General features: G+C 44.5%; 21 protein-coding genes and 1 tRNA gene. 7 read left to right on the top strand and 15 right to left on the bottom strand.

What is annotated here, in order from left to right; genetic code table 11:
- Positions 1–111 precede the first annotated feature (111 nt).
- Positions 112–196: transfer RNA gene (locus L1271_RS04940), tRNA-Leu, on the bottom strand.
- A 317-nt stretch (positions 197–513) separates the two neighbouring features.
- On the opposite strand from L1271_RS04940, the gene L1271_RS04935 reads away from it, so the two are divergent.
- Positions 514–1,011, top strand: coding sequence for an RDD family protein (locus L1271_RS04935; protein WP_102056163.1), 498 nt, complete (start codon positions 514–516; stop codon positions 1,009–1,011).
- A gap of 93 nt (positions 1,012–1,104) precedes the next feature.
- Here the strand turns inward: L1271_RS04935 and lptG are convergent, their stop codons facing one another.
- Together lptG and lptF are read right to left on the bottom strand one after the other, a co-directional pair.
- Positions 1,105–2,172, bottom strand: coding sequence for an LPS export ABC transporter permease LptG (lptG, locus tag L1271_RS04930; RefSeq protein WP_102056162.1), 1,068 nt, complete (start codon positions 2,170–2,172; stop codon positions 1,105–1,107).
- The gene (lptF, locus tag L1271_RS04925; protein ID WP_235366996.1) at positions 2,169–3,281 is read right to left on the bottom strand and encodes an LPS export ABC transporter permease LptF; all 1,113 of its coding nucleotides are present in this window, start codon (positions 3,279–3,281) and stop codon (positions 2,169–2,171) included. The genes lptG and lptF overlap by 4 nt, the downstream gene beginning before the upstream one ends.
- 196 nt (positions 3,282–3,477) lie before the next feature.
- Here lptF and pepA point away from each other — a divergent pair, with 196 nt between their 5' ends.
- The 3 genes from pepA to L1271_RS04910 all read left to right on the top strand — a co-directional run bounded on the left by pepA (position 3,478) and on the right by L1271_RS04910 (position 8,855).
- Positions 3,478–4,989 (top strand): leucyl aminopeptidase, encoded by a 1,512-nt coding sequence (gene pepA / locus L1271_RS04920; RefSeq protein ID WP_010605633.1) that lies wholly within the window; start codon positions 3,478–3,480, stop codon positions 4,987–4,989.
- A 549-nt stretch (positions 4,990–5,538) separates the two neighbouring features.
- Positions 5,539–5,985: a DNA polymerase III subunit chi gene (locus L1271_RS04915; RefSeq protein ID WP_010377414.1), complete on the top strand. Its 447-nt coding sequence runs from the start codon at positions 5,539–5,541 to the stop codon at positions 5,983–5,985.
- A gap of 20 nt (positions 5,986–6,005) precedes the next feature.
- Positions 6,006–8,855 (top strand): valine--tRNA ligase, encoded by a 2,850-nt coding sequence (locus L1271_RS04910; protein WP_235366994.1) that lies wholly within the window; start codon positions 6,006–6,008, stop codon positions 8,853–8,855.
- 85 nt (positions 8,856–8,940) lie between these two features.
- Here the strand turns inward: L1271_RS04910 and rpoS are convergent, their stop codons facing one another.
- From rpoS to L1271_RS04860, 10 genes are all read right to left on the bottom strand, one after another.
- Positions 8,941–9,921, bottom strand: a complete 981-nt coding sequence (rpoS, locus tag L1271_RS04905; RefSeq protein WP_010605635.1) for an RNA polymerase sigma factor RpoS — start codon at positions 9,919–9,921, stop codon at positions 8,941–8,943.
- A gap of 63 nt (positions 9,922–9,984) precedes the next feature.
- Complete coding sequence (locus L1271_RS04900) at positions 9,985–10,806, bottom strand: peptidoglycan DD-metalloendopeptidase family protein (protein ID WP_102056159.1); 822 nt, start codon at positions 10,804–10,806, stop codon at positions 9,985–9,987.
- Between the two features lie 123 nt (positions 10,807–10,929).
- A complete protein-coding gene (locus L1271_RS04895; protein WP_010605637.1) occupies positions 10,930–11,568 on the bottom strand; it encodes a protein-L-isoaspartate(D-aspartate) O-methyltransferase in 639 nt (212 codons plus the stop codon).
- 9 nt (positions 11,569–11,577) lie between these two features.
- Positions 11,578–12,318, bottom strand: coding sequence for a 5'/3'-nucleotidase SurE (gene surE, locus L1271_RS04890; protein ID WP_010377409.1), 741 nt, complete (start codon positions 12,316–12,318; stop codon positions 11,578–11,580).
- Positions 12,319–12,353: 35 nt separating this feature from the next.
- Positions 12,354–13,391, bottom strand: a complete 1,038-nt coding sequence (gene truD / locus L1271_RS04885; RefSeq protein ID WP_174170333.1) for a tRNA pseudouridine(13) synthase TruD — start codon at positions 13,389–13,391, stop codon at positions 12,354–12,356.
- The gene (gene ispF, locus L1271_RS04880; protein WP_010605639.1) at positions 13,388–13,864 is read right to left on the bottom strand and encodes a 2-C-methyl-D-erythritol 2,4-cyclodiphosphate synthase; all 477 of its coding nucleotides are present in this window, start codon (positions 13,862–13,864) and stop codon (positions 13,388–13,390) included. The genes truD and ispF overlap by 4 nt, the downstream gene beginning before the upstream one ends.
- Positions 13,857–14,555 (bottom strand): 2-C-methyl-D-erythritol 4-phosphate cytidylyltransferase, encoded by a 699-nt coding sequence (gene ispD / locus L1271_RS04875; protein WP_235366983.1) that lies wholly within the window; start codon positions 14,553–14,555, stop codon positions 13,857–13,859. Before ispD ends, ispF begins: the two co-directional genes overlap by 8 nt.
- Positions 14,539–14,832 carry a cell division protein FtsB gene (gene ftsB, locus L1271_RS04870; protein ID WP_010605642.1) on the bottom strand — a complete coding sequence of 98 codons (294 nt, stop codon included), beginning with the start codon at positions 14,830–14,832 and terminating at the stop codon, positions 14,539–14,541. The genes ispD and ftsB overlap by 17 nt, the downstream gene beginning before the upstream one ends.
- Positions 14,833–14,864: 32 nt before the next feature.
- Positions 14,865–15,509 (bottom strand): hypothetical protein, encoded by a 645-nt coding sequence (locus tag L1271_RS04865; RefSeq protein WP_010605643.1) that lies wholly within the window; start codon positions 15,507–15,509, stop codon positions 14,865–14,867.
- Between the two features lie 84 nt (positions 15,510–15,593).
- Positions 15,594–16,064 carry a DUF2947 domain-containing protein gene (locus L1271_RS04860; RefSeq protein WP_045962078.1) on the bottom strand — a complete coding sequence of 157 codons (471 nt, stop codon included), beginning with the start codon at positions 16,062–16,064 and terminating at the stop codon, positions 15,594–15,596.
- 84 nt (positions 16,065–16,148) lie between these two features.
- Between L1271_RS04860 and L1271_RS04855 the strand changes: the two genes are divergently transcribed.
- Genes L1271_RS04855 through L1271_RS04845 form a run of 3 tightly spaced genes read left to right on the top strand, consistent with a single transcriptional unit; the run spans position 16,149 to position 18,452 of the window.
- Positions 16,149–16,385, top strand: a complete 237-nt coding sequence (locus L1271_RS04855) for a DUF1653 domain-containing protein (RefSeq protein ID WP_010377401.1) — start codon at positions 16,149–16,151, stop codon at positions 16,383–16,385.
- A 46-nt stretch (positions 16,386–16,431) separates the two neighbouring features.
- Positions 16,432–17,265, top strand: coding sequence for an AAA family ATPase (locus L1271_RS04850; protein ID WP_235366981.1), 834 nt, complete (start codon positions 16,432–16,434; stop codon positions 17,263–17,265).
- A 2-nt stretch (positions 17,266–17,267) separates the two neighbouring features.
- Entirely contained in the window at positions 17,268–18,452 is a 1,185-nt protein-coding gene (locus tag L1271_RS04845) for a vWA domain-containing protein (protein WP_235366979.1), read from the top strand.
- 47 nt (positions 18,453–18,499) lie between these two features.
- Here L1271_RS04845 and L1271_RS04840 read toward each other — a convergent pair whose 3' ends face one another.
- Both L1271_RS04840 and acs read right to left on the bottom strand, forming a co-directional pair.
- Positions 18,500–19,153: a response regulator transcription factor gene (locus L1271_RS04840; RefSeq protein ID WP_010605647.1), complete on the bottom strand. Its 654-nt coding sequence runs from the start codon at positions 19,151–19,153 to the stop codon at positions 18,500–18,502.
- Between the two features lie 86 nt (positions 19,154–19,239).
- Positions 19,240–21,180 (bottom strand): acetate--CoA ligase, encoded by a 1,941-nt coding sequence (acs, locus tag L1271_RS04835; protein ID WP_235366978.1) that lies wholly within the window; start codon positions 21,178–21,180, stop codon positions 19,240–19,242.
- Positions 21,181–21,218 lie beyond the last annotated feature (38 nt).

Raw genomic sequence — 21,218 nt, 5'->3', positions numbered from 1 at the left:
CTTAACCTGTATTAGCGCCACCCGCGTGGCGTCCAAGTCCGATATCATAATTTCAAAGCATAAATTTGAGGCATAAAAAAACCCCTGCTAAAAAGCAAGGGTTATAAAAAGTGGTACCAGTGGGCGGACTTGAACCGCCACGCCCGAAGGCAACGGATTTTGAATCCGTCATGTCTACCAATTCCATCACACTGGCATAATTTTTCTTTCATCTTCTAAAACAAGAGAAAATAAAGAAAAACCACTTTGAGCTCAGGCTTTTTTTATTTGCCTTCGTCTCTATGCTTTGCATTATACAAAGGCGATTAAGAACGGCAAGTAATTTTTTTGCAATAAGGCGTTAACTGCTTGTTATTTGCACACAAGTAGTTAAATATTGCTCTAAATTCAACTTTATTCATGTCAAAGCTATAAAGACAGGGCATTACTAATCCATTAGTTAACGTAATTCAGTAAACGTTTTATCGGTTTATGTGTAAAATACCCCGCAACCTTGTAATTATGAGAGTTGTTATGTCACATTTTGCTCCAGCGAATTTCAGCCGTCGCTTGGCTTCACTTATATACGACAGCTTAGTGGTCGTCGCGTTCGCAATGCTGACTACCGTGTTATTTTTACTAACTATCAATGCCTTAATTTCATTTAACGTGCTCACGCTTGGTAATCATGAAGACGTATCGGCGCTGATCCAAGCGGATCCCATTTTATATACACTTAGAGCCACTTTATTAGTGTTGGTTTCAGTGCTGTTTTTTGCCTATTTTTGGACTAAGAGCGGTCAAACTATCGGCATGCGCGCATGGCGCCTAAAAGTGCAAAACCCCGACGGAGCACTGTTAACTTGGCCAAAAGCAATCGCTCGTAGCCTATGCGCACTACTTGGGCTGGGTAATCTGATAGTGTTGTTAGACTTTAAAAAGAAAAGATCGCTCCAGGATATGCTGTGTGGCACTGAAGTGGTAGTACTCAGCAAAGAGGAAAATAAAAAGGTTTATAACAGCTTAGATTAATCTAAGCTTCAAATAGCAGCCTATTCCATTAGCCATGTCCATAAAAAATATAGGCCTCAACATGAGGCCTATTTCTTTATTTAATTCAAAACGTTAATTTTGTTTCTTCAGCAGATGGATAGCCAATCCAATAAATAACAAGCTTGGCATTAACGCGCCAACCACCGGTGGAACTTGATATACCATCACAATAGGGCCAAAAATTTCATTACTCAGGTGGAAGGCTAAGCCTGTTACCACGCCCATAATAATCCGCGCGCCCATACTCACCGTCCTCAGTGGCCCGAAGATAAATGACAAAGCCACTAGTAGCATAACCCCAATCGTCAGCGGCTGCATCACCTTACGCCACAGCGCGAGTTCATAGCTACTTGAATCTTGCTCATTTTGCTTTAGATAAGCGAGAAATGACCATAACCCCGTAAAAGACAAAGCATCAGGCTCTACCGACACGACACCCAATCTGTCTTCGCTTAATTCAGACTCATAGAGCATTGATTTTGAATAATGCGTTGTAATTTGCTGTTGATCGATATGTACTTCTTCCACGTCTTGCAATTGCCAGCCGTTAGACATACTTTGCGCCGACTGAGCACGTACTATTTTTGCCAGTGTTAGTGAATCATCGAAATAATAAATCGCGATATCTTTAAGCTTACCGTTTTTTTCAACATTACCAATGTTAATAAAATTGCCGCCATCTTTCGCCCAAACACCACGCTGAGCGCTATAGACTTCACCGCCATAAATTGCTTCGTTTTTTAACCGTTTTGCGGTTTGCTCCGCTTTTGGTGCGCCCCACTCCCCAAGCGCCATCATCAGTAGTGCAAGCACCACTGCCGTTTTCATCACCGACATAATAATTTGAAAACGCGACCACCCAGCCGCTTGCATCACAATTAGTTCACTGCTTGAGGCAAGTGCACCAAGCCCAATCAGGCCACCTATCAGCGCAGCCATCGGGAAAAATACCACGATATCGCTTGGCATGCTGTAAATGGTATAGAGCATGGCACCGAGTAAATCATAGCTGCCACGACCAACCGAGCGCAGTTGCTCAATAAACTTAATAAGCGTATTGATCCCAACAAAAACTAATAGCGCGAAACCTGTGGTTTGTAAGATGCTACGCCCTAAATACCAATCTAGCGTCTTCATCATACCGTCGTCTCCCGTTTCATAAATACCGAGCGAACCCACACACCAAAAGGTCTTCCTTTCGCAATTAAATAAACGCCAATAAAGAGCACACTTAAGTGGATCCACCAGAGACCGACTGAGGCTGGTACTTTTTCTTCAGCTAACAAAAACTTGCCTGCATTGAGTAAAATGAAATAACCCAAATACAGGGTAATTGCTGGCACGAGCTTAGCGAACTTGCCTTGTCTTGGGTTAACCACACTCAGAGGCACAGCCAATAGAGTGAGTAACAAAATGGAAATAGGCACCGACAATCGCAACTGAAATTGCGCTTTTGCTTCTGGCGTATCCATTTCAAGTAACTGTAAGCTTGGAATAGCCTCTAATTTACGGCGCTGGTGTTCAATTTCTTGTTCTTTAATTTGCACTTGATAAGTACCAAATTCAGTGCGATTAAGTGCGTGGCTGAAGCCATCAGTCTCGTAACGCTTACCTTCATGAAGGAGTAGTTGCTGCTCACCACTATCAAGCTCAATCACTTCACCTTTTTGCGCATACACTAGACGAGCGGCTTGATTTGAGTCCTTCTCGGGCAATTGCGCGACAAACACTTTGTCTAATTCACGGCCTTGTTCGCTAATGCCGTGAACAAATACCACCGCTTTTTCATTGCCCGTTTGCTGAAATCTACCAGCTCTGAGAGTAGAAAGCCCCGACTCCGCATCGGCTTGCTCTCTTAATTGGTACTCTTTTTCGCTCGCCCAAGGTGCAATATACATACTCACACAAGCGGCCAGTAATGCAAAAAACACACTAGAGACTAAAGTCACCCTAACCACATACCACTCACTGACCCCGCAAGCGCGCAGTACCGTCATTTCACTGTCGGCGTAGATGCGACTATAGGCTAAAATGATCCCTAGAAAGAGACTAAGCGGTAAAATATATCCGGCCAACTGTGGCAGTTTCAACGCAAGCATAGCAAGTACTAACTTACCCGGTATACTCCCTTCAGACGCTGAGCTCAGAATGAGTACAAACTTTTGTGACAAAAATATTGTCATTAAGGTGAGAAAAACCGCAACCTGAGATTTTAGTACTTCACCCGTTAAATAGCGGAAAATAAGCAATGTTCGTCCCTATAAAACGTCTTGTTTCACTGGAATAGTGGGAAAAATTGAGTAAACTGATTATTTTAGTCACTTTATTATATGTCAATGCGCCGGAATATCCTACCTAAGGTTAAAGCATATTCATGACTTTAATGTAGGAAAGTGTGCTGGCATAAAAAGTTCAAAATGACATGACAAAGACTCAGGAGTCGCAATGGAATTCAGCGTTAAAAGTGGTAGTCCAGAGAAACAGCGTAGCGCATGTATTGTTGTAGGTGTATACGAGCCACGCCGTCTCTCACCAATTGGTGAACAGCTGGATAAAATAAGCGAAGGCTATATCTCAAATTTACTTAGACGTGGTGATCTTGAAGGCAAACCAGGACAAGTTCTACTTCTTCATCATGTACCAAATGTACTCAGCGAACGCGTTTTGTTGGTGGGTTGTGGTAAGGAAAGAGAGCTCGACGATAAACAATACAAACAAATCATCTCTAAGACCATCAATACGTTAAATGAAACTGGCTCAATGGAAGCGGTATGTTTTCTGACCGAGCAACATGTTAAGGGCCGTGATACTTACTGGAAAGTTCGCCAAGCGGTCGAAACCACGCAAGATTGCCTGTATACCTTTAATCAACTAAAAAGCAAAAAGAGTGAGGCTAGACGCCCGCTACGTAAAATCGTCTTTAACGTACCAACGCGTCGTGAATTAACAATCGGTGAAAGCGCGATTGAGCACGGTCTTGCTATCGCAGCAGGTAGTAAGCTGTGTAAAGACGTTGCTAATATGCCGCCAAACATCTGCAACCCTCGTTATTTGGGCGAGCAAGCACAACAGTTGGTTGAAGACTTTGATAACGTTACCGTTAACCTTGTTGGCGAACAAGAAATGGAAGAGCTGGGTATGCACTCATACCTAGCGGTTGGCCGTGGCAGTCGCAACGAATCAGTGATGTCAGTTATCCACTATAACGGTGGTGACGAAGGCCAAGCACCAATCGTGTTTGTGGGTAAAGGCTTAACATTTGACTCAGGTGGTATTTCTATCAAACCTGGCGAAGCGATGGATGAAATGAAATACGACATGGGCGGAGCCGCGGGCGTGCTTGGCTTAATGCGAGCTGTCGTACAAATGCAACTGCCACTTAACGTGATTGGCGTTTTAGCTGGCTGCGAAAATATGCCTGGAGGCGATGCTTACCGTCCGGGCGATATTTTAACCACTATGTCGGGCCAGACCGTTGAAGTACTCAATACAGATGCCGAAGGCCGCTTAGTACTGTGCGATGCACTAACTTACGTTGAAGCATTCGAGCCTGAAACCGTTGTTGATGTTGCGACTTTAACGGGGGCATGTATTGTTGCGCTTGGTAGCCATGCAACAGGTTTATTATCGAACCATAACCCGCTTGCCCATGATTTGCTAAAAGCGTCAGAGCAAAGCGGCGACAGAGCGTGGCAACTACCGCTTTGGGATGATTATCAAGAACAACTTGAGAGCCCATTTGCAGACTTTACGAACTTAGGTGGTCGCGCAGCTGGCACAATTACAGCCGCGTGTTTCTTGTCTAAATTTACTAAAAAGTACAACTGGGCGCATTTAGACATCGCAGGTACAGCATGGCGCAGCGGCAAGAACAAAGGCGCTACAGGTCGTCCTGTGCCTATGCTGATGCAATACTTACTTAACCGCGCCAATATCACGGACGCACAGCAAGACTGATAGTCTAGTCGCGATACTTAACAAGCATAAGTCGCGACATAAAGTCGCTGCTACAAAAGGCTAATCCAAACCGTAGCAGCGGGTTTATCCCGCGACACGTAGCAGCGGGTTTATCCCGCGACACGTAGCAGCGGGGTTACCCCGCGACATGTAGCATCGGATTTATCCCGCGACATGTAGCAGCGGGTTTATCCCGCGACACGTAGCAGCAGGTTTATCCCGCGACATGATGTAGCAGCGGGTTTACCCCGCGACTATATCCCGCGCCAAATTAAGCCTACAAAGCAACTAAACCATCTCAGCAAGCGCGCCTCACCACTTGCCATATTTTATTCTTCTTCGCCTGGTTCTTGATTGATGGTATTGCCTTTATATGGCAGAATACAGGCTTATTTATGTGCATTTAAGTGGCGCTATAATTAGTTTTAAACTAAGCCGCGCATACTGATTTTCTTCGTCTACGCTATCACGGTAAACAAGATTACAGATATTGAGCAGCTGTGGAGCCTGTGGCAAACCTCAGTACTCCTCGCAATTGGTATTATTATCATGACTATCAAAGCGCGCTTTTACGTGTTAAAACAAAACGATGAGCCGGGGATTAGCGTTCCGGCTCATTTTGATCTGGCAGCACAAACTGCGGCGAGCTTATATCAAGCTGGACACCGTATCTTTGTTAACGTCGATAATACTGACGACGCTCATTTATTCGATGAGCACCTTTGGTGTTTTGACGCAGACAGGTTTGTGCCCCACAACTTACAAGGCGAAGGCCCCAAGGGCGGCGCACCGGTGGAAATTGGCACTATGCCTCCTGCTGCTCGTCGCCCCGTGCTCATTAATCTGGCTCGGGTCGTCCCTGACTTTATTCGTCGCTTTGAACAGGTGATAGATTTTGTGCCTGTTGAAGCCAGCGCTAAGCAAGCCGCACGAGAACGTTTTAAGCAACTTCGTGCACTTGGCGCAACAATTTCCACTGAAGACATTGAGAAATAGCATTTTTAGGGTTCTGTGTAATGGATAAAACCTACAATCCACAAGATATTGAACAGTCTTTGTATCAAGACTGGGAGTCAAATGGCTACTTTAAGCCATCAGGCAATGGTGACGCATACTCGATTATGATCCCACCGCCGAATGTCACAGGTAGTCTACACATGGGCCACGCGTTCCAAGACACTATCATGGACACTTTGATCCGCTATCAGCGTATGAAAGGCAAAAACACACTATGGCAAGTGGGTACCGACCACGCAGGTATCGCCACTCAGATGGTAGTTGAGCGTAAGCTTGCAGCTGAAGAAGGTAAATCACGCCATGATTTAGGCCGTGACGAATTCATCAATAAAATCTGGGAATGGAAAGAGCAATCAGGTGGCACAATCACCAAACAGTTACGCCGTTTAGGCGCGTCTGTAGATTGGGATAGAGAACGTTTTACGATGGATGACGGCTTGTCTGAAGCAGTAAAAGAAGTATTCGTTCGCCTATATCAAGATGACTTAATTTACCGTGGTAAGCGTCTAGTTAACTGGGATCCTAAATTACACACTGCGATTTCTGATTTAGAAGTTGAGAATAAAGACAAGCAGGGCCATATGTGGAATTTACGCTATCCACTTGCGGATGGCGTAACCACAAAAGATGGTAAGGACTATATTATCGTAGCAACCACTCGTCCAGAAACCATGCTTGGTGACACTGGCGTTGCAGTAAACCCGGATGATGAACGTTACCAAGACTTAATTGGTAAAGAAATTCTACTTCCTATCGTCAACCGTCGCATTCCTATCGTTGCCGATGAACATGCAGATATGGAAAAAGGCACGGGCTGCGTAAAAATCACGCCAGCACACGACTTTAACGATAACGAAGTTGGTAAGCGCCATGAGCTGCCAATGATCAACGTGTTCAACAAAGACGCGGCTGTTCTAAATACGGGTGAGTGCTTTACTTTTGATGGTAAGCCACTTGAAGCGATGGATGCACCAATTCCAGAGCGTTTCCACGGCCTTGACCGTTTCGATGCGCGTAAGCAAATCGTTGATGAATTTGAACAGCTTGGTCTACTTGAGAAAGTCGACGATCACAGTCTAACCGTTCCTTACGGCGACCGCTCTGGCGTAGTTATCGAGCCATTACTTACCGATCAGTGGTATGTTCGCGTTGCTCCTCTTGCTGAGCCTGCGGTAAAAGCGGTAGAAGATGGCGATATTCAATTTGTACCTAAGCAATACGAGAACATGTACTTCTCTTGGATGCGTGATGTTCAAGACTGGTGTATTTCCCGTCAACTTTGGTGGGGCCACAGGATCCCGGCATGGTATGACAGCGAAGGTAATGTATATGTTGGTCGTGACGAAGCAGAAGTTCGTCAAAACCATAACCTAGATGCGAGTGTAACGCTGACACAAGATGAAGACGTACTAGACACTTGGTTCTCTTCTGCACTGTGGACTTTCTCAACGTTAGGTTGGCCTGAAAACACGGAAGATCTAAAGGTATTCCACCCTTCAGATACCTTGGTTACTGGTTTCGATATTATCTTCTTCTGGGTAGCTCGCATGATCATGATGACCATGCACTTCATCAAAGATGAAGATGGTAAACCTCAAGTTCCATTTAAGACCGTTTATGTGACTGGCCTTATTCGCGACGAAAATGGCGATAAGATGTCTAAGTCAAAAGGTAACGTGTTAGATCCACTAGACATGATTGACGGTATCGATCTTGAGAGCCTAGTGACAAAACGTACTGGCAACATGATGCAGCCACAGCTTGCGGCAAAAATCGAGAAGAATACGCGCAAAACATTTGTCGATGGTATTGAAGCACACGGTACTGATGCATTGCGTTTCACTCTTGCAGCAATGGCATCAACGGGACGTGATATCAACTGGGATATGAACCGTCTTGAAGGGTACCGTAACTTCTGTAACAAGCTGTGGAATGCTAGCCGTTATGTATTGATGAACACAGAAGAACAAGACTGTGGCTTCAACGATAACGAAAAAGTGTATTCTCTAGCGGATCGTTGGATTTTAGGCCAATTCCAAAATACAGTTAAGGTGTTCTCTGAGCACTTAGATAACTATCGTTTTGACCTTGCGGCAAATACCATTTATGAGTTCACATGGAACCAATTCTGTGACTGGTATCTAGAGCTAACTAAGCCAATTCTATTTAAAGGCAATGAAGCGCAGCAACGTGGTACACGTCATACGCTTATCACCGTATTGGAAGGCTTACTTCGTTTAATGCACCCACTAATGCCTTATATCACAGAGACAATTTGGCAACGTGTAGCACCAATCGCAGGTGTCGAAGCGAAGACAATTATGCTTGAAGCGTTCCCAGTATTCGACGAAAGCAAAGTTGATGCGCAAGCGATGGCAGACCTTGAGTGGGTGAAGCAGTTTATTATTGCTATCCGTAACATTCGTGGTGAAATGGACATCAGTCCAAGCAAGCCGCTAAACGTGTTACTTACTGGTGCAAGCGAAGATGACAAACGTCGTCTAGAAGAAAACCAAGCTTTCTTAAGTGCTCTGGCAAAACTGGAAACGGTAGATTTGCTTGCAAGCAAAGACGAAGCACCAGCTTGTGCGACTGCGTTTATCGGCGACCTTGAAATCATGATCCCAATGGCAGGTCTGATTGATGTAGAAGCTGAACTTGCACGTATTGCCAAACAGCTTGAAAAAGCAGAAAAAGGTCTTGAGCAGGTCGAAAAGAAACTCGCAAACGAAAAGTTTGTAAGTAATGCGCCTGAAGCGGTACTTGCTAAAGAGAAAGCAAAATTAGCTGAGTTTAGCGATGCAAAAACGAAGCTACTTGAACAAAAAGCAAAGATAGAAAGCTTGTAATCGCTTTCTATCTTGGTTGGTTTTATACCACTGCAAAAATTAAAAAAGCCGCATATTGCGGCTTTTTCATTAACTGATTAAAGTATTACTGTTGCTCGAATAGGCTGTCGGTACTTAACCCTTCGTGTTGTAAAATATCCTTCAAGCGTCTCAATGCCTCAACTTGAATTTGCCTTACACGCTCTCTCGTTAGCCCGATTTCGCGGCCAACATCTTCAAGCGTAGACGGCTCATAACCGAGCAGACCAAAGCGTCTCGCTAGCACTTCTCGCTGTTTTGGATTTAACTCTCCAAGCCAATCAACAATGTGCTTATTAATATCGTTGCTCTGCACTTCGGTTTCTGGACCACCGCCCTTTTCATCCGCGATTATATCGAGCAGTGCTTTGTCATTTTCACCACCAATAGGCGTATCAACCGAAGTAATCTTTTCGTTCAGACGCAGCATCTTGCTGACCTCTTCGACAGGTTTGTCGAGACATTCAGCGATTTCTTCTGCGGTAGGTTCATGATCCAACTTTTGCGTCAATTCACGTGCTGTACGTAGGTAAACGTTGAGCTCTTTGACAACATGAATTGGCAAACGAATGGTACGAGTTTGGTTCATGATAGCGCGTTCGATGGTTTGACGGATCCACCAAGTTGCATAAGTAGAAAATCTAAATCCACGTTCCGGATCAAACTTTTCTACAGCTCGGATCAGACCTAAGTTACCTTCTTCAATGAGGTCAAGTAATGCCAAACCACGGTTGTTATAACGACGAGCGATTTTAACCACTAATCTCAAGTTACTCTCTATCATCCGTTTACGTGAGGCTTCACACCCCTTTAACGCTTTACGCGCAAAGTAAACTTCTTCTTCTGCACTGAGCAGTGGGGAAAATCCAATTTCACCTAAATAGAGTTGAGTGGCATCTAAGTTTTTAACCACTTCTTCTTTGGCAAAAACTTCTTCGTCGTCTTCGAGGTCTTCAAGTAATTCGTCTTTCGGTTCGTCAATATTATCATCTTCGAGCTTGTCTAACTCAGGAGTAGATTTTGTAGGTAATTTTGCAGTGTGAGCCATAAGTATTCTCCCCAAGCGAATAAAAGTAAGGGTACTCGAACCAATCGATGTACTCGCATTACTTTATGGCAAGTATTTTGCCGGGTTTACAGCTTGACCTTTAAAACGGATCTCAAACCTAAGCGCCGTCTTAGAAGCATCTGTACTACCCATTTCGGCAATTTTTTCCCCAACTTTAACTTTTTGCTGTTCTCTGACGAGTAACTTAGCGTTGTGGGCATACGCACTTAGATAATCATCTGTATGTTTCAGAATGATTAAATTGCCATACCCACGCAACGCACTCCCTGCATATACAACTACACCGCCAGCAGCAGCCTTAACTGAAGTGCCCAGTTTATTTGAGATCTCCAATCCCTTATAACCATTCTCTTTAACAGAGAAGTGACGAGTCACCTTGCCTTCAGCAGGCCATTTCCATAGTACCTTATTATTATACAAAGCCTTGGTACTACTAGATTTTTGTGTGGCTTGTCTTTGAACATACTCTCGTTGATTTGGCTTATCAAGCTCTTTTTTGGAGGTTTTGTTACTTTTTTGTTTTAAAGACTGAGACTTGTGGTTTACTTTCGTGTATTTTATGTTCTTTTTGTTTTTATTTCTGGGATATTCTAGACGAATGATCTGATTGGGATAGATCGTGTACGGAGGCTTAATTTTATTGATTTTCGCAAGTGTTCTTACATCTTTGTTCGCGCTAAATGCAATTGCAAATAAAGTATCGCCTTTTTTTACTTTGTAACTGCTTCCGTTAATATTAATTTTATGTGACGAGGTGGTCTTACCAGAGTATAAAGTTGTTACAGGTGCAGGCGTATGATTCGACGAACAGGCAACAAGCAGGCCGCTTAAATAAATCGATATGATGACCTGAGACTTGCGCATTACTTATATTTTCCAGTGCTACTATCAACGACTATCATATCAATCTAACTTAATTTTGCTTGGTTTTCACATTCTACTGGAAAAATAGTTATATTTTATGGAGTTGTTTTTAAAACCAGCAAATTAACCGACTTCGCCAGCGATTAAAGGCACAAAGCGCACGGGAGCTAGAGCATGGCGAATAAACTGCTCACCTTGTTTAACAAATAACGTGAGTATTTGCTCTTCAATCCCAATTGGAATGACCATGGCACCGCCATCTTCTAGTTGCGTCAACAAATCATCTGGAACTGATTGTGCAGCGGCTGTAACAATGATCCCCGCAAAGGGCGCTTTTGAAGCCCAGCCCTTCCAACCGTCACCATGTTTCATGGTAACATTGTATAAATCCAGCAAATGCAGCCTTCTGCGCGCTTGCCACTGCAGCGACTTGATCCGCTCGATGCTAAAAACCTGTTCAAACACTTGTGCCAGTATGGCGGTCTGATAACCAGAGCCCGTCCCCACTTCCAAAATGCGCCCTTTAACACCCACTTGTTTTAACACTTCAGTCATTTTTGCGACGATAAAAGGTTGTGATATCGTTTGCCCTTGACCGATAGGAAGTGCAGTATTTTCATATGACTTATGTTTAAGCACTTCATCGACAAACAAGTGTCTAGGCGTGTTAGCGATGGCATTGAGTACCATTTTATCTTCTACGCCTTGCTGTGTTAGCAGTTCCACCAGCGCGTTGGCACTGCCCTGATAATTATTCAGCACATACGCCTCTTAAGATAACCAGCTCGCCACAGCATCTAAGCTCTCGTAAGCCGTCATATCCACCTTGAGCGGTGTGATAGCGGCATAACCATTGTTTACAGCATGAAAATCCGTGCCTTCACCAGCGTCACTTTCATGACCTAACGTGCCATACCAGTACACACTTCGGCCCCATGGGTCGATTTGTTCGGTCATGGTATCCGCTTTATGACGTGAGCCTAGTCGAGTGACTTTAATCCCTTTTAAGTCACTTAATGGAATATCAGGGACGTTGATATTAATGATTTGGTCTTTTGGTAGCGGGTGGTTTGCAAGCTTTTTAATGATCTCTACCGTGACATGCGCTGCAGTTTCGTAGTGGGCTTCATTTTTAGAGCAAAGAGAAACGGCAATCGCAGGCAAGCCCACATGTCGACCTTCAGTGGCCGCCGCAACAGTGCCTGAGTACAGTGTATCATCGCCAAGATTAGCGCCATTGTTGATCCCTGCAACGACTAAATCCGGCAATTCATCCATCAGTTTGTTCACTCCAAGGTGAACACAGTCGGTGGGCGTGCCATTCACGGAGATAAAACCATTATCTAGCGTAGTCGCTCTGAGCGGGTTTAATAAGGTTAACGAGTTACTCGCACCGCTACAGTTTCTATCTGGACCAATGACAGTTACGTCCGCGATTTGTGATAACGCTTGATACAAGATAGCAATACCCTTGGCGTGAACACCATCGTCATTACTCAATAGGATCTTCATATTTCACCTCTTTTTCTTGTTAGACAATGAGTATCTCACTGCTGTATCGACTCTTCATGTTTATTAAACTTTTTACTGGCATCTTTATGATTAACAAGCTCTCTGAGCAGCGCCGTGGCAAAAGTCCCTTTTGGTAAACTGAATTCTAGGGTGAGCGTACTGTTGTCAGTCATACTCACTTTAAGTGCTTCGGGTATTAATCTAAGCGCTCTACGCTCATTTTTCATCCCAAATTCAGCCAACCCTTCGTGCCATTTAGCGAAAGGAGCCAACCATTCACGCTCTTGCGGCAACAAGCCCTTTTCACCTTTGCCAACCAATGGCGCCGAAAGCAAAATGTCGCCATTCAGTAACCGTTCGATGAGCTCGCAATCAATTTCTGAATCAAAAAAGGCGTTACTACCGCTCAGTAAAAAGATTTCACGATGCCAAGTCGTTGCCAAACCATGCTCTGCCACGCGGCGACTGACGACTTCGTTAAACAGATGAGAGCGGGCGGCTGAAAGCACCAGCCCTCTGAGCTTTTTATCGCGGATCTTTTCGCCGTCAAATAACCTATCTGCCATGGCTAAGTTGTGGCCATCATGACCAAAACGTTGTTCTCCAAAATAATTAGGAACCCCTTGGCGTACGGCATTAATACGCGACAGAATATCAAGTGGAGCAGTCACGTTTCTGAGGGTAATGGCAAAGCGATTACCCTTATGACAGCCTGTTTTTAACTTTCGATTGTGCCGTATTTGTTGCACCACAAAAATAGAGTCACTATTTAATGCACTAAAATCTACCGACTTTTTAATTGGCACCGGCACACTAAACCACTGCGTACATACGCCGTGTCTGTCTTTAATTCCTGCATAACTGACATCTCGCGGTGAAATTTGAGCAAATTCTGCAAGCTTTTTAGCGACAAATGCAGTGTTTTCTCCCTTTTTTATGATCTGCAAGCAAACGTGCTCACCTTCGCCAGTAAAAGGAATATCTAAAATTTCTTCGACTCTAAAGTCTTCTGGTTGTGACTTATAATCGCCATCAGATAACGGTTTGCCGTAAAGATAATTTAGTGTCTTCATGCTTTTACCAATAGCACCACAGCATGGCTTGAGATCCCTTCCTTACGTCCCTCAAAACCCAGCTTTTCAGTAGTGGTTGCTTTAACATTAACTTGGTCCAGCTGCGCTTCACAGTCGTTTGCGATTTTACCGCGCATCGCATCAATATGTGGTCGCATTTTTGGTGCTTGCGCGACAATCGTGATATCGATATTGCCTATTTGATAGCCAAGCGCTTTCACTTGTTCCATCACGCGGCGTAATAAAATACGACTGTCGATATTTTCAAATTCACTCGCGGTATCAGGAAAGTGCTTACCAATATCTCCCAGCGCAAGCGCTCCCAACAAGGCATCACACAATGCATGAATTGCCACATCACCATCGGAGTGAGCAATAAACCCCTGTTCGTAAGGAATTTTTTCCCCACAAATCGTCAATGGGCCAGCTCCACCAAATTTATGAACATCAAATCCGTGGCCAATTCTAATCATGCTGTTTACCTTGTTGTTGAATTATAAACTCCGCCAGAGGTAAATCCTCCGGCGTTGTGATCTTAATGTTATCTGTACGCGCGGCAATGAGTTGGACTGGCTGATTTTGTAATTCCATCGCTGATGCTTCATCTGTGATATTTGCACCTTGAGAAAGTCCAAGCTCCAGCGCAGCCAATAACTCTTCATACCTAAACATTTGAGGCGTAAAAGCCTGCCATAACGACGCTCTAGGTACGGTTTCCTGTACCAACTCCGTACCGCGTTTGATGGTATCTTTAACCTTGGCAGCCAGTATGCCACCTTGCTGTTGGTTTATACATCGTGAAATCAGCTGATGAATATCGTCCAGCGCAACTAAAGGTCGAGCCGCATCATGAACTAACACCCAGTCAGGGCAACTTGGTGCTAACGCTTTTAGCGCCAATAAAACGGAGTCGGCACGTTCTTGTCCACCTTCACAGTAGCTAAAACGGCTATCAGGTAGTAACGCCGATGAAAAATATCCATCTTCTTTGGAAACGGCGACCATAAATTGATTGACGCACTCAAGTCCGGCTAGTTTTTCCAGTGTATGTACTAAGATCGGTTTACCTAATAGTGGAATATATTGTTTAGGCATCTGCGCCTGCATACGACTGCCAACCCCAGCTGCGGGGATGACGACTGCAAGTTTATCGTTTCTTTTCATGAGGTACTTTCGGTAATACACGGATAAAAGTTTCGCCAGGCTTAATCATGCCAAGCTCATGACGAGCGCGCTCCTCAACACCTTCAAGGCCGAGTTTTAAATCTTCGATATCCGCTTTTAATAGTTTATTTCGTTTACTGAGGTTGGCATTGGTTTCTTGGTGCGATTTAACCACGGATTTTATCCGAGTGTAGTCCTCCACGCCGTTGTGGCCGAACCAAAGTCTGTACTGAATAAATAGCGCTAAAACCAACAGCGCTAACTGAAAAAATCGCATTGCTTAATCCAAACTTCTGTTTTTTGAGTCGATTAGGATCGTTGACTCGTTTTTGTTTTTTGTACTTGTGGCCAATTAATTGCACTGGCAAGTAGCATTTCCCTTAGCGTCAGCCTTCGTGGTACTACCGCCTTGCCAAAGTGCCAAGAATGGCCACAACAGGCAGCTGTCATTAACGCTTTCGTCGGTTTTAGCAGTTGTACACGCGCTTCATCACTTGCTTGTAAGCTATTGCCACTAACACTAAACCAGCCAAATTGGTTGCAGTGCAATTTGTCAGCCTCACCCACTTGGTCAACACTGTCGAGCCTCACGGTTGTCCCCGTCGAGTCTGCATATAGCACGGGAACCACCAGCCCCACTTTCACCTTAGTAGTAAAAAATGCTGCGTTGGCAGCGTCATCACATTTAGGCTGTGATTTTTGCTTTGCTAACCAACATCCATTGAAACTATCTAGCTCAAGCGGGACATCACCATGAATAATATGTGTGGCCGCGCGCTCAACATAATACGGTAGGCTGTTTAACAAACGCTGAAGGCGAGTATGATCAGAGAGTTCAGCAAGCTTCGGCAACTCTCTGGCATAAAATACGTTTACAAGCTCGGCAAATACAAGGCGAGATGCTTCGTCATACCAGATTGTATTTTGCTGTTGCTCCAAAACGCCTCCCGTCAATGCAATCTACTTTAGTAGACTGGTGTACATCCTTTATACACTAGCCATGTTTCAAATCAAAGCAAACTGCTCAGTTGTACTTGCTTACGGCTTGGTTCCTAATTTTGCTTGCCCCTCAGCCATAAATTGTACTACCGAACTGCGTTTTTTTCCTATTAAGAAACTACCGTCAGTCAAAAACATAAAGTTCTGCCAACATCGCTTAAACACGTCAAAACGGGTCTCGATCACATCATCTCGAGAGAGACAAAAATACACGGTGGTATTAGCTTGCCAATCAAGAAATTGCTCGATAGTTTCAGGAAACGCTTCTCCCGCTTCCCACGGCTGCTCCCAATTGAGGGTTTCTTGCCATGAGTCCGCTTTACCAACCCAATCTGTTTTATCAAAGAAATCAGGGTGATCTTTTTCGTTGCTTACCATAGTGCTCCAAAGCACCGCAGCGCGCGCCGCTGACATTGGTTTTATCAATGCCAGGTCGGATTCTTCGATTGGAAGATCTTTATGTTTGAAAACCCAAGCTTTCTTATAATCGTCCAGCGCAATATAATTCATCTTTAAACACCTTCAGTCTTAATGGCACGGATTATAACATTTCAGCCCGTCACGTACGGCTTTTATTTTTTGGAGCTTGAATTAGTGGATATCACACCTGGAATTTACCGCCACTACAAAGGAAAATTATATCGAGTGCACGCCTTGGCAACGCACAGTGAAACGCAAGAGAAGCAAGTGGTTTATCAAACCCTATATGGAGATATGAGCTTTTGGGTTCGACCACTTGAAATGTTTTTAGAAGACGTTATGGTCGAAGGCGAAGCGGTGCCTCGCTTCACCTTAATCGAAACCGAAGCAGGGTTGGCAGCGAAAAGCTGATTGTGGCAAGATGAGCCTATCTCATCTGACCACAAGAAGTTGAACTATGTTTAAAGGTACTGATCAATATATTGCTACCTCTGCTCTACAACAGGCCGTGAATGCGGCCATCGTTTTAGAAAAACCACTCCTCATTAAAGGTGAACCTGGTACTGGCAAGACCTTACTCGCCGAAGAATTGGCAAAAAGTTTAGATACCGAACTAATTCAATGGCATATAAAGTCAACAACCAAAGCCCAGCAAGGCCTGTACGAATACGATGCGGTCTCGCGTTTACGCGACAGTCAACTTGGCGATCCTCGCGTTAATGACGTTGGCAATTACATCATCAAAGGTAAGCTGTGGCAGGCATTTACCGCCACAAAGCGCCCCGTTCTGCTGATTGATGAAATCGACAAAGCCGATATTGAATTCCCCAATGATCTGCTGTTAGAACTCGATAAAATGGAGTTTCATGTCTACGAAACTAACGAGCAAATAAAGGCAAAGGTGCGCCCCATCGTTATTATCACTTCAAACAATGAAAAAGAGCTACCAGATGCCTTTTTACGCCGCTGCTTTTTCCACTACATCGACTTTCCGAGCAAAGAAGAGATGCAGCAGATTGTAGACGTGCATTTTCCACATATTAAAGCAAATTTAGTACAACGAGCACTCGAAAGCTTTTTCCAATTACGCGACACACCAAACCTAAAGAAAAAGCCAAGCACGAGTGAATTACTCGACTGGCTAAAACTATTATTAGCGGAAGATATTTCCCCTGACGCGTTGCATGACAAATCTAACCAAGGTGGCCTAATGCCGTTATTTGGTGCGCTACTTAAAAACGAGCAAGATGTTTCTTTGGTTGAGAAACTTGCCTTTATGAGCCGCCGCTGATCATGCTCATCGATTTTGTACTCACGCTTAGACGTTACGGTATCAAAGCGAGCCTGCGCGAATTACTAGACTGTTTAGAGGCGCTGGATAAAGAAGTTTGCTTTGCCGATCTGGACGGCTTTTACGTTTTGGCAAAAACCATCTTCGTGAAAGATGAAACCTTGTTTGATAAATTCGACCGTGCGTTTGCTGATTACTTTGAGGGAATAGAGTCAATTGATCTCTTCTCACAACTTCAACAGCAGCAATTGCCTGAGGATTGGTTGCGTAAAGAGTTTGAGAAGTCGCTGTCTGAAGAAGAAAAAGCCAAACTTAACGCCATGGGTGGACTCGATAAGCTCCTTGAAACGTTGAAAGCACGCTTGGCTGAGCAACAAAAACGTCACGCAGGCGGCAATAAATGGGTTGGTACAGGAGGCACTTCGCCTTTTGGCGCTTACGGCTATAATCCTGAAGGGATCCGCATTGGCCAAGATGGAAATCGCCATCGCAGAGCAGTAAAAGTCTGGGATAAACGGCAGTATCGCAATCTTGACAGTAATACCGACATCAGCAGCCGCAATATTAAGCTTGCACTCAAGCAATTGCGTAAATTTGCGCGCAGTGGAGCAAGCGATCAGCTCGATCTTAATGAAACCATTCGCGCTACCGCAAGACAAGGCGGCATGCTGGATGTGAAAATGGCTCCTGAGCGACATAACTCAGTGAAGGTATTGATGCTGTTTGATATTGGCGGCTCTATGGATGACCATATCCAGCTTTGTGAACAACTCTTCAGTGCCGCACACAGTGAATTTAAGCACCTTGAGTTTTTTTACTTTCATAATTGTGTGTACGAACATGTTTGGCACGATAATGACCGTCGTGACAGCGAATTGCTTGATACTTATCAGCTAATTAACCGTTACGGTTCAGACTATCGACTAATATTTGTTGGTGACGCGACAATGGGCCCCTATGAAATCACCTATCCCGGAGGTAGCGTAGAGCATTGGAATCAAGAAGCAGGTGCTACTTGGCTGAATCGTTTAACCAATCACTTTAGTAAGGTGGCTTGGCTTAACCCTCAGCCGCAAAGCTATTGGTCTTATTACCATTCGATAGAGCTAATAAATCAATTAATGCAAGACAGAATGTATCCGCTAACAATAGAGGGACTAAGTCAGGCGTTTAAAGAGTTAAGCTAAAGCATCATTGCTTGCAAGGTAAGCACCTTGCAAGCAATGATGCGAAATTAGTCACTCGCTTCGATAGGTTCTAGTTGTAGTTTTGAAGCAATCAATACGGCTTGAGTACGATTATAGACACCCAACTTTCTGAAGATAGCGGTGATATGTGCTTTCACCGTTGCCTCTGAAATATTTAGCTCGTAGGCAATTTGCTTATTCAGCAAGCCTTCGTGTAAATATTGTAGCACTTTATATTGCTGCGGCGTGAGCGAGGCCACTTGTTGGGCAAGCTCTTTGTCCTCCCCTTCAAGTTCAGCCACTTTGTCTTTCATGCCTTCAGGCAACCACGTGTCACCTTCGAGCACTTGCTCTATGGCTTCGGTAATTTGTTCTACTGACGCCGCTTTTGGGATAAAACCCATCGCGCCGTATCCCATCACTTTAGAAATGATAGAAAGGTCTTCGCTTCCCGAAACCACAACAACTGGAAGACTTGGGTGATCCTCACGGATCCGAATTAGTCCATATAAATCACCATTGCCCGGCATATGTAAATCGAGCAGGAGTAGGTCTAGTTCTTCTTGTTGTTGTAAGACCGAGAGCGTAGTGTCAAAGTTTTCAGATTCGAATACCTCTAGTCCTTCAAACTGCGCTTTTAGAGCCCCCTTAAGCGCCTCTCGAAATAGAGGATGATCATCCGCGATTAAAAACTGATACATGCTATGCTCCTAAAAAATCGGCTGTTATCGTAAAGATAACAGCCGTTATAGTATGTTTATATTAGGTCGCAATTCAAGTTATTCAGTTAACGATTCAATCTATTCTCGATTAATTCATCAACCACACTTGGATCGGCAAGTGTAGAAGTATCCCCTAACTGTTGATACTCGTTGGCTGCAATCTTACGCAAAATACGGCGCATGATTTTACCAGAACGGGTTTTAGGTAAACCTGGAGACCATTGGATCATGTCAGGGGTTGCAATTGGGCTTAGCTCTTTACGCACCCAATTTCTCACCTCTTTAGTTAACTCGTCAGATACCGTTACCCCTTCATTTGGCGTTATATAGACATAGATCCCTTGACCTTTAATGTCGTGTGGATAGCCTACCACAGCCGCCTCAGCAACCGCTTCGTGAGCGACTAACGCACTTTCGATTTCAGCAGTACCGAGGCGGTGACCTGAAACGTTAAGTACATCATCCACGCGACCGGTGATCCAGTAGTAACCGTCTTCATCACGGCGACAACCATCGCCCGTAAAATAAACGCCCGGATAAGCCGAGAAGTACGTTTGTTCAAAACGCTCATGGTCGCCATAAACCGTACGGGCTTGTGAAGGCCAACTATCCAAAATCACCAGATTTCCTTCAGTCGCGCCTGTCAGCGTATTGCCTTCCGCGTCAAATAGTGCAGGAGCAATACCAAAGAATGGACGGGTCGCAGAACCCGGCTTAAGTGCAGTCGCGCCAGGTAGTGGCGTGATCATGATGCCGCCCGTTTCAGTTTGCCACCAAGTATCTACGATAGGACAGTCACTATTACCAATTTGCTCATAATACCAAGACCAAGCCTCTGGATTAATTGGCTCACCGACTGAACCCAAAATACGTAAACTATCACGCTTAGAACTTGCTGTCGGCTCGTCCCCTTTCGCCATCAAAGCACGGATCGCGGTAGGCGCAGTATAGAGAATAGTAACGCCATGTTTATCAACGATTTCACCCATGCGACCAGACGTCGGATAGGTCGGCACGCCTTCGAATACAACTTGAGTACAACCATTCACCAGTGGACCATAAGCAATATAACTATGACCTGTGATCCAGCCCACATCCGCGCTACACCAGTAAATATCATCTTCTTGAAGGTCGAATACATACTCATGGGTCATTGATGCATACACTAGATATCCACCCGTAGTATGCACTACCCCTTTCGGCTGACCGGTAGAGCCCGAGGTATAAAGAATAAAGAGCGGATCTTCCGCATTCATCATTTCAGGTTCACATTCGGCTGGCTTATCAGCAACTAATTCATGCCACCATACATCGTGAGCATTCCATTCAACATCGCCACCTGTTAATTGATGTACAATCACATGCTCAATAGTGGTGACGCCAACTTGTGCTACCGCTTCATCAACATTAGCCTTAAGCGGCACACAATTACCACCGCGACGACCTTCATCTGAGGTGATGACCACTTTGGCGCCAGAATCTTTAATACGGTCTGCAATCGCAGAAGGTGAAAAGCCCCCAAACACAACGGAATGGATAGCACCAATTCTTGCACAGGCCTGCATGGCATAAATTGCTTGTGGAGTCATCGGCATGTAGATTGCCACGCGGTCACCCTTTGTAACGCCCAGACTCTTAAGACCATTGGCAAGCTTTGCGACTTCATCATGCAGTTGTTGGTAGGTAATATTTTCTGATTGTTCTGGGTTATCACCTTCCCAAATCAACGCAACTTTATCGGCGCGCTTTTCGAGGTGTCTATCGATACAGTTATAAGAGGCATTTAGTACGCCGTCTTCATACCATTTAATATTGATATGGCCTTTATCAAATGAGGTATTTTTAACTTTACTATAAGGTTTGAACCAATCTAAACGTTGACCGTGCTCTTTCCAAAACTCTGCGGGGTCATCAATCGACTTTTGATATAGTTCTTGATATTGCTCGTCGTTGATTAATGCTGCGTTCTTGATTTTTTCAGGAACTGGATAAATGCTCTGTGACATAGTCATCTCCATTATATTTAGAGGTCTAGGTCTGCTAG

The sequence above is a fragment of the Pseudoalteromonas sp. OF5H-5 genome (assembly GCF_021530695.1).
Lineage (GTDB): Bacteria > Pseudomonadota > Gammaproteobacteria > Enterobacterales > Alteromonadaceae > Pseudoalteromonas.
Note: the sequence above shows the minus strand (reverse complement) of the source record. Positions and strands in the feature narration are given on the sequence as shown.

What these genes read in the sequence shown, in the direction of transcription:
- L1271_RS04935 (WP_102056163.1), top strand. Translation starts at nt 514, where the DNA reads ATGTCACATTTTGCTCCAGCGAATTTCAGCCGTCGCTTGGCTTCACTT.
- lptG (WP_102056162.1), bottom strand. Translation starts at nt 2,172, where the DNA reads ATGATGAAGACGCTAGATTGGTATTTAGGGCGTAGCATCTTACAAACC.
- pepA (WP_010605633.1), top strand. Translation starts at nt 3,478, where the DNA reads ATGGAATTCAGCGTTAAAAGTGGTAGTCCAGAGAAACAGCGTAGCGCA.
- L1271_RS04915 (WP_010377414.1), top strand. Translation starts at nt 5,539, where the DNA reads ATGACTATCAAAGCGCGCTTTTACGTGTTAAAACAAAACGATGAGCCG.
- L1271_RS04910 (WP_235366994.1), top strand. Translation starts at nt 6,006, where the DNA reads ATGGATAAAACCTACAATCCACAAGATATTGAACAGTCTTTGTATCAA.
- rpoS (WP_010605635.1), bottom strand. Translation starts at nt 9,921, where the DNA reads ATGGCTCACACTGCAAAATTACCTACAAAATCTACTCCTGAGTTAGAC.
- L1271_RS04900 (WP_102056159.1), bottom strand. Translation starts at nt 10,806, where the DNA reads ATGCGCAAGTCTCAGGTCATCATATCGATTTATTTAAGCGGCCTGCTT.
- surE (WP_010377409.1), bottom strand. Translation starts at nt 12,318, where the DNA reads ATGAAGATCCTATTGAGTAATGACGATGGTGTTCACGCCAAGGGTATT.
- truD (WP_174170333.1), bottom strand. Translation starts at nt 13,391, where the DNA reads ATGAAGACACTAAATTATCTTTACGGCAAACCGTTATCTGATGGCGAT.
- ispF (WP_010605639.1), bottom strand. Translation starts at nt 13,864, where the DNA reads ATGATTAGAATTGGCCACGGATTTGATGTTCATAAATTTGGTGGAGCT.
- ispD (WP_235366983.1), bottom strand. Translation starts at nt 14,555, where the DNA reads ATGAAAAGAAACGATAAACTTGCAGTCGTCATCCCCGCAGCTGGGGTT.
- ftsB (WP_010605642.1), bottom strand. Translation starts at nt 14,832, where the DNA reads ATGCGATTTTTTCAGTTAGCGCTGTTGGTTTTAGCGCTATTTATTCAG.
- L1271_RS04860 (WP_045962078.1), bottom strand. Translation starts at nt 16,064, where the DNA reads ATGAATTATATTGCGCTGGACGATTATAAGAAAGCTTGGGTTTTCAAA.
- L1271_RS04850 (WP_235366981.1), top strand. Translation starts at nt 16,432, where the DNA reads ATGTTTAAAGGTACTGATCAATATATTGCTACCTCTGCTCTACAACAG.
- L1271_RS04845 (WP_235366979.1), top strand. Translation starts at nt 17,268, where the DNA reads ATGCTCATCGATTTTGTACTCACGCTTAGACGTTACGGTATCAAAGCG.
- L1271_RS04840 (WP_010605647.1), bottom strand. Translation starts at nt 19,153, where the DNA reads ATGTATCAGTTTTTAATCGCGGATGATCATCCTCTATTTCGAGAGGCG.
- acs (WP_235366978.1), bottom strand. Translation starts at nt 21,180, where the DNA reads ATGTCACAGAGCATTTATCCAGTTCCTGAAAAAATCAAGAACGCAGCA.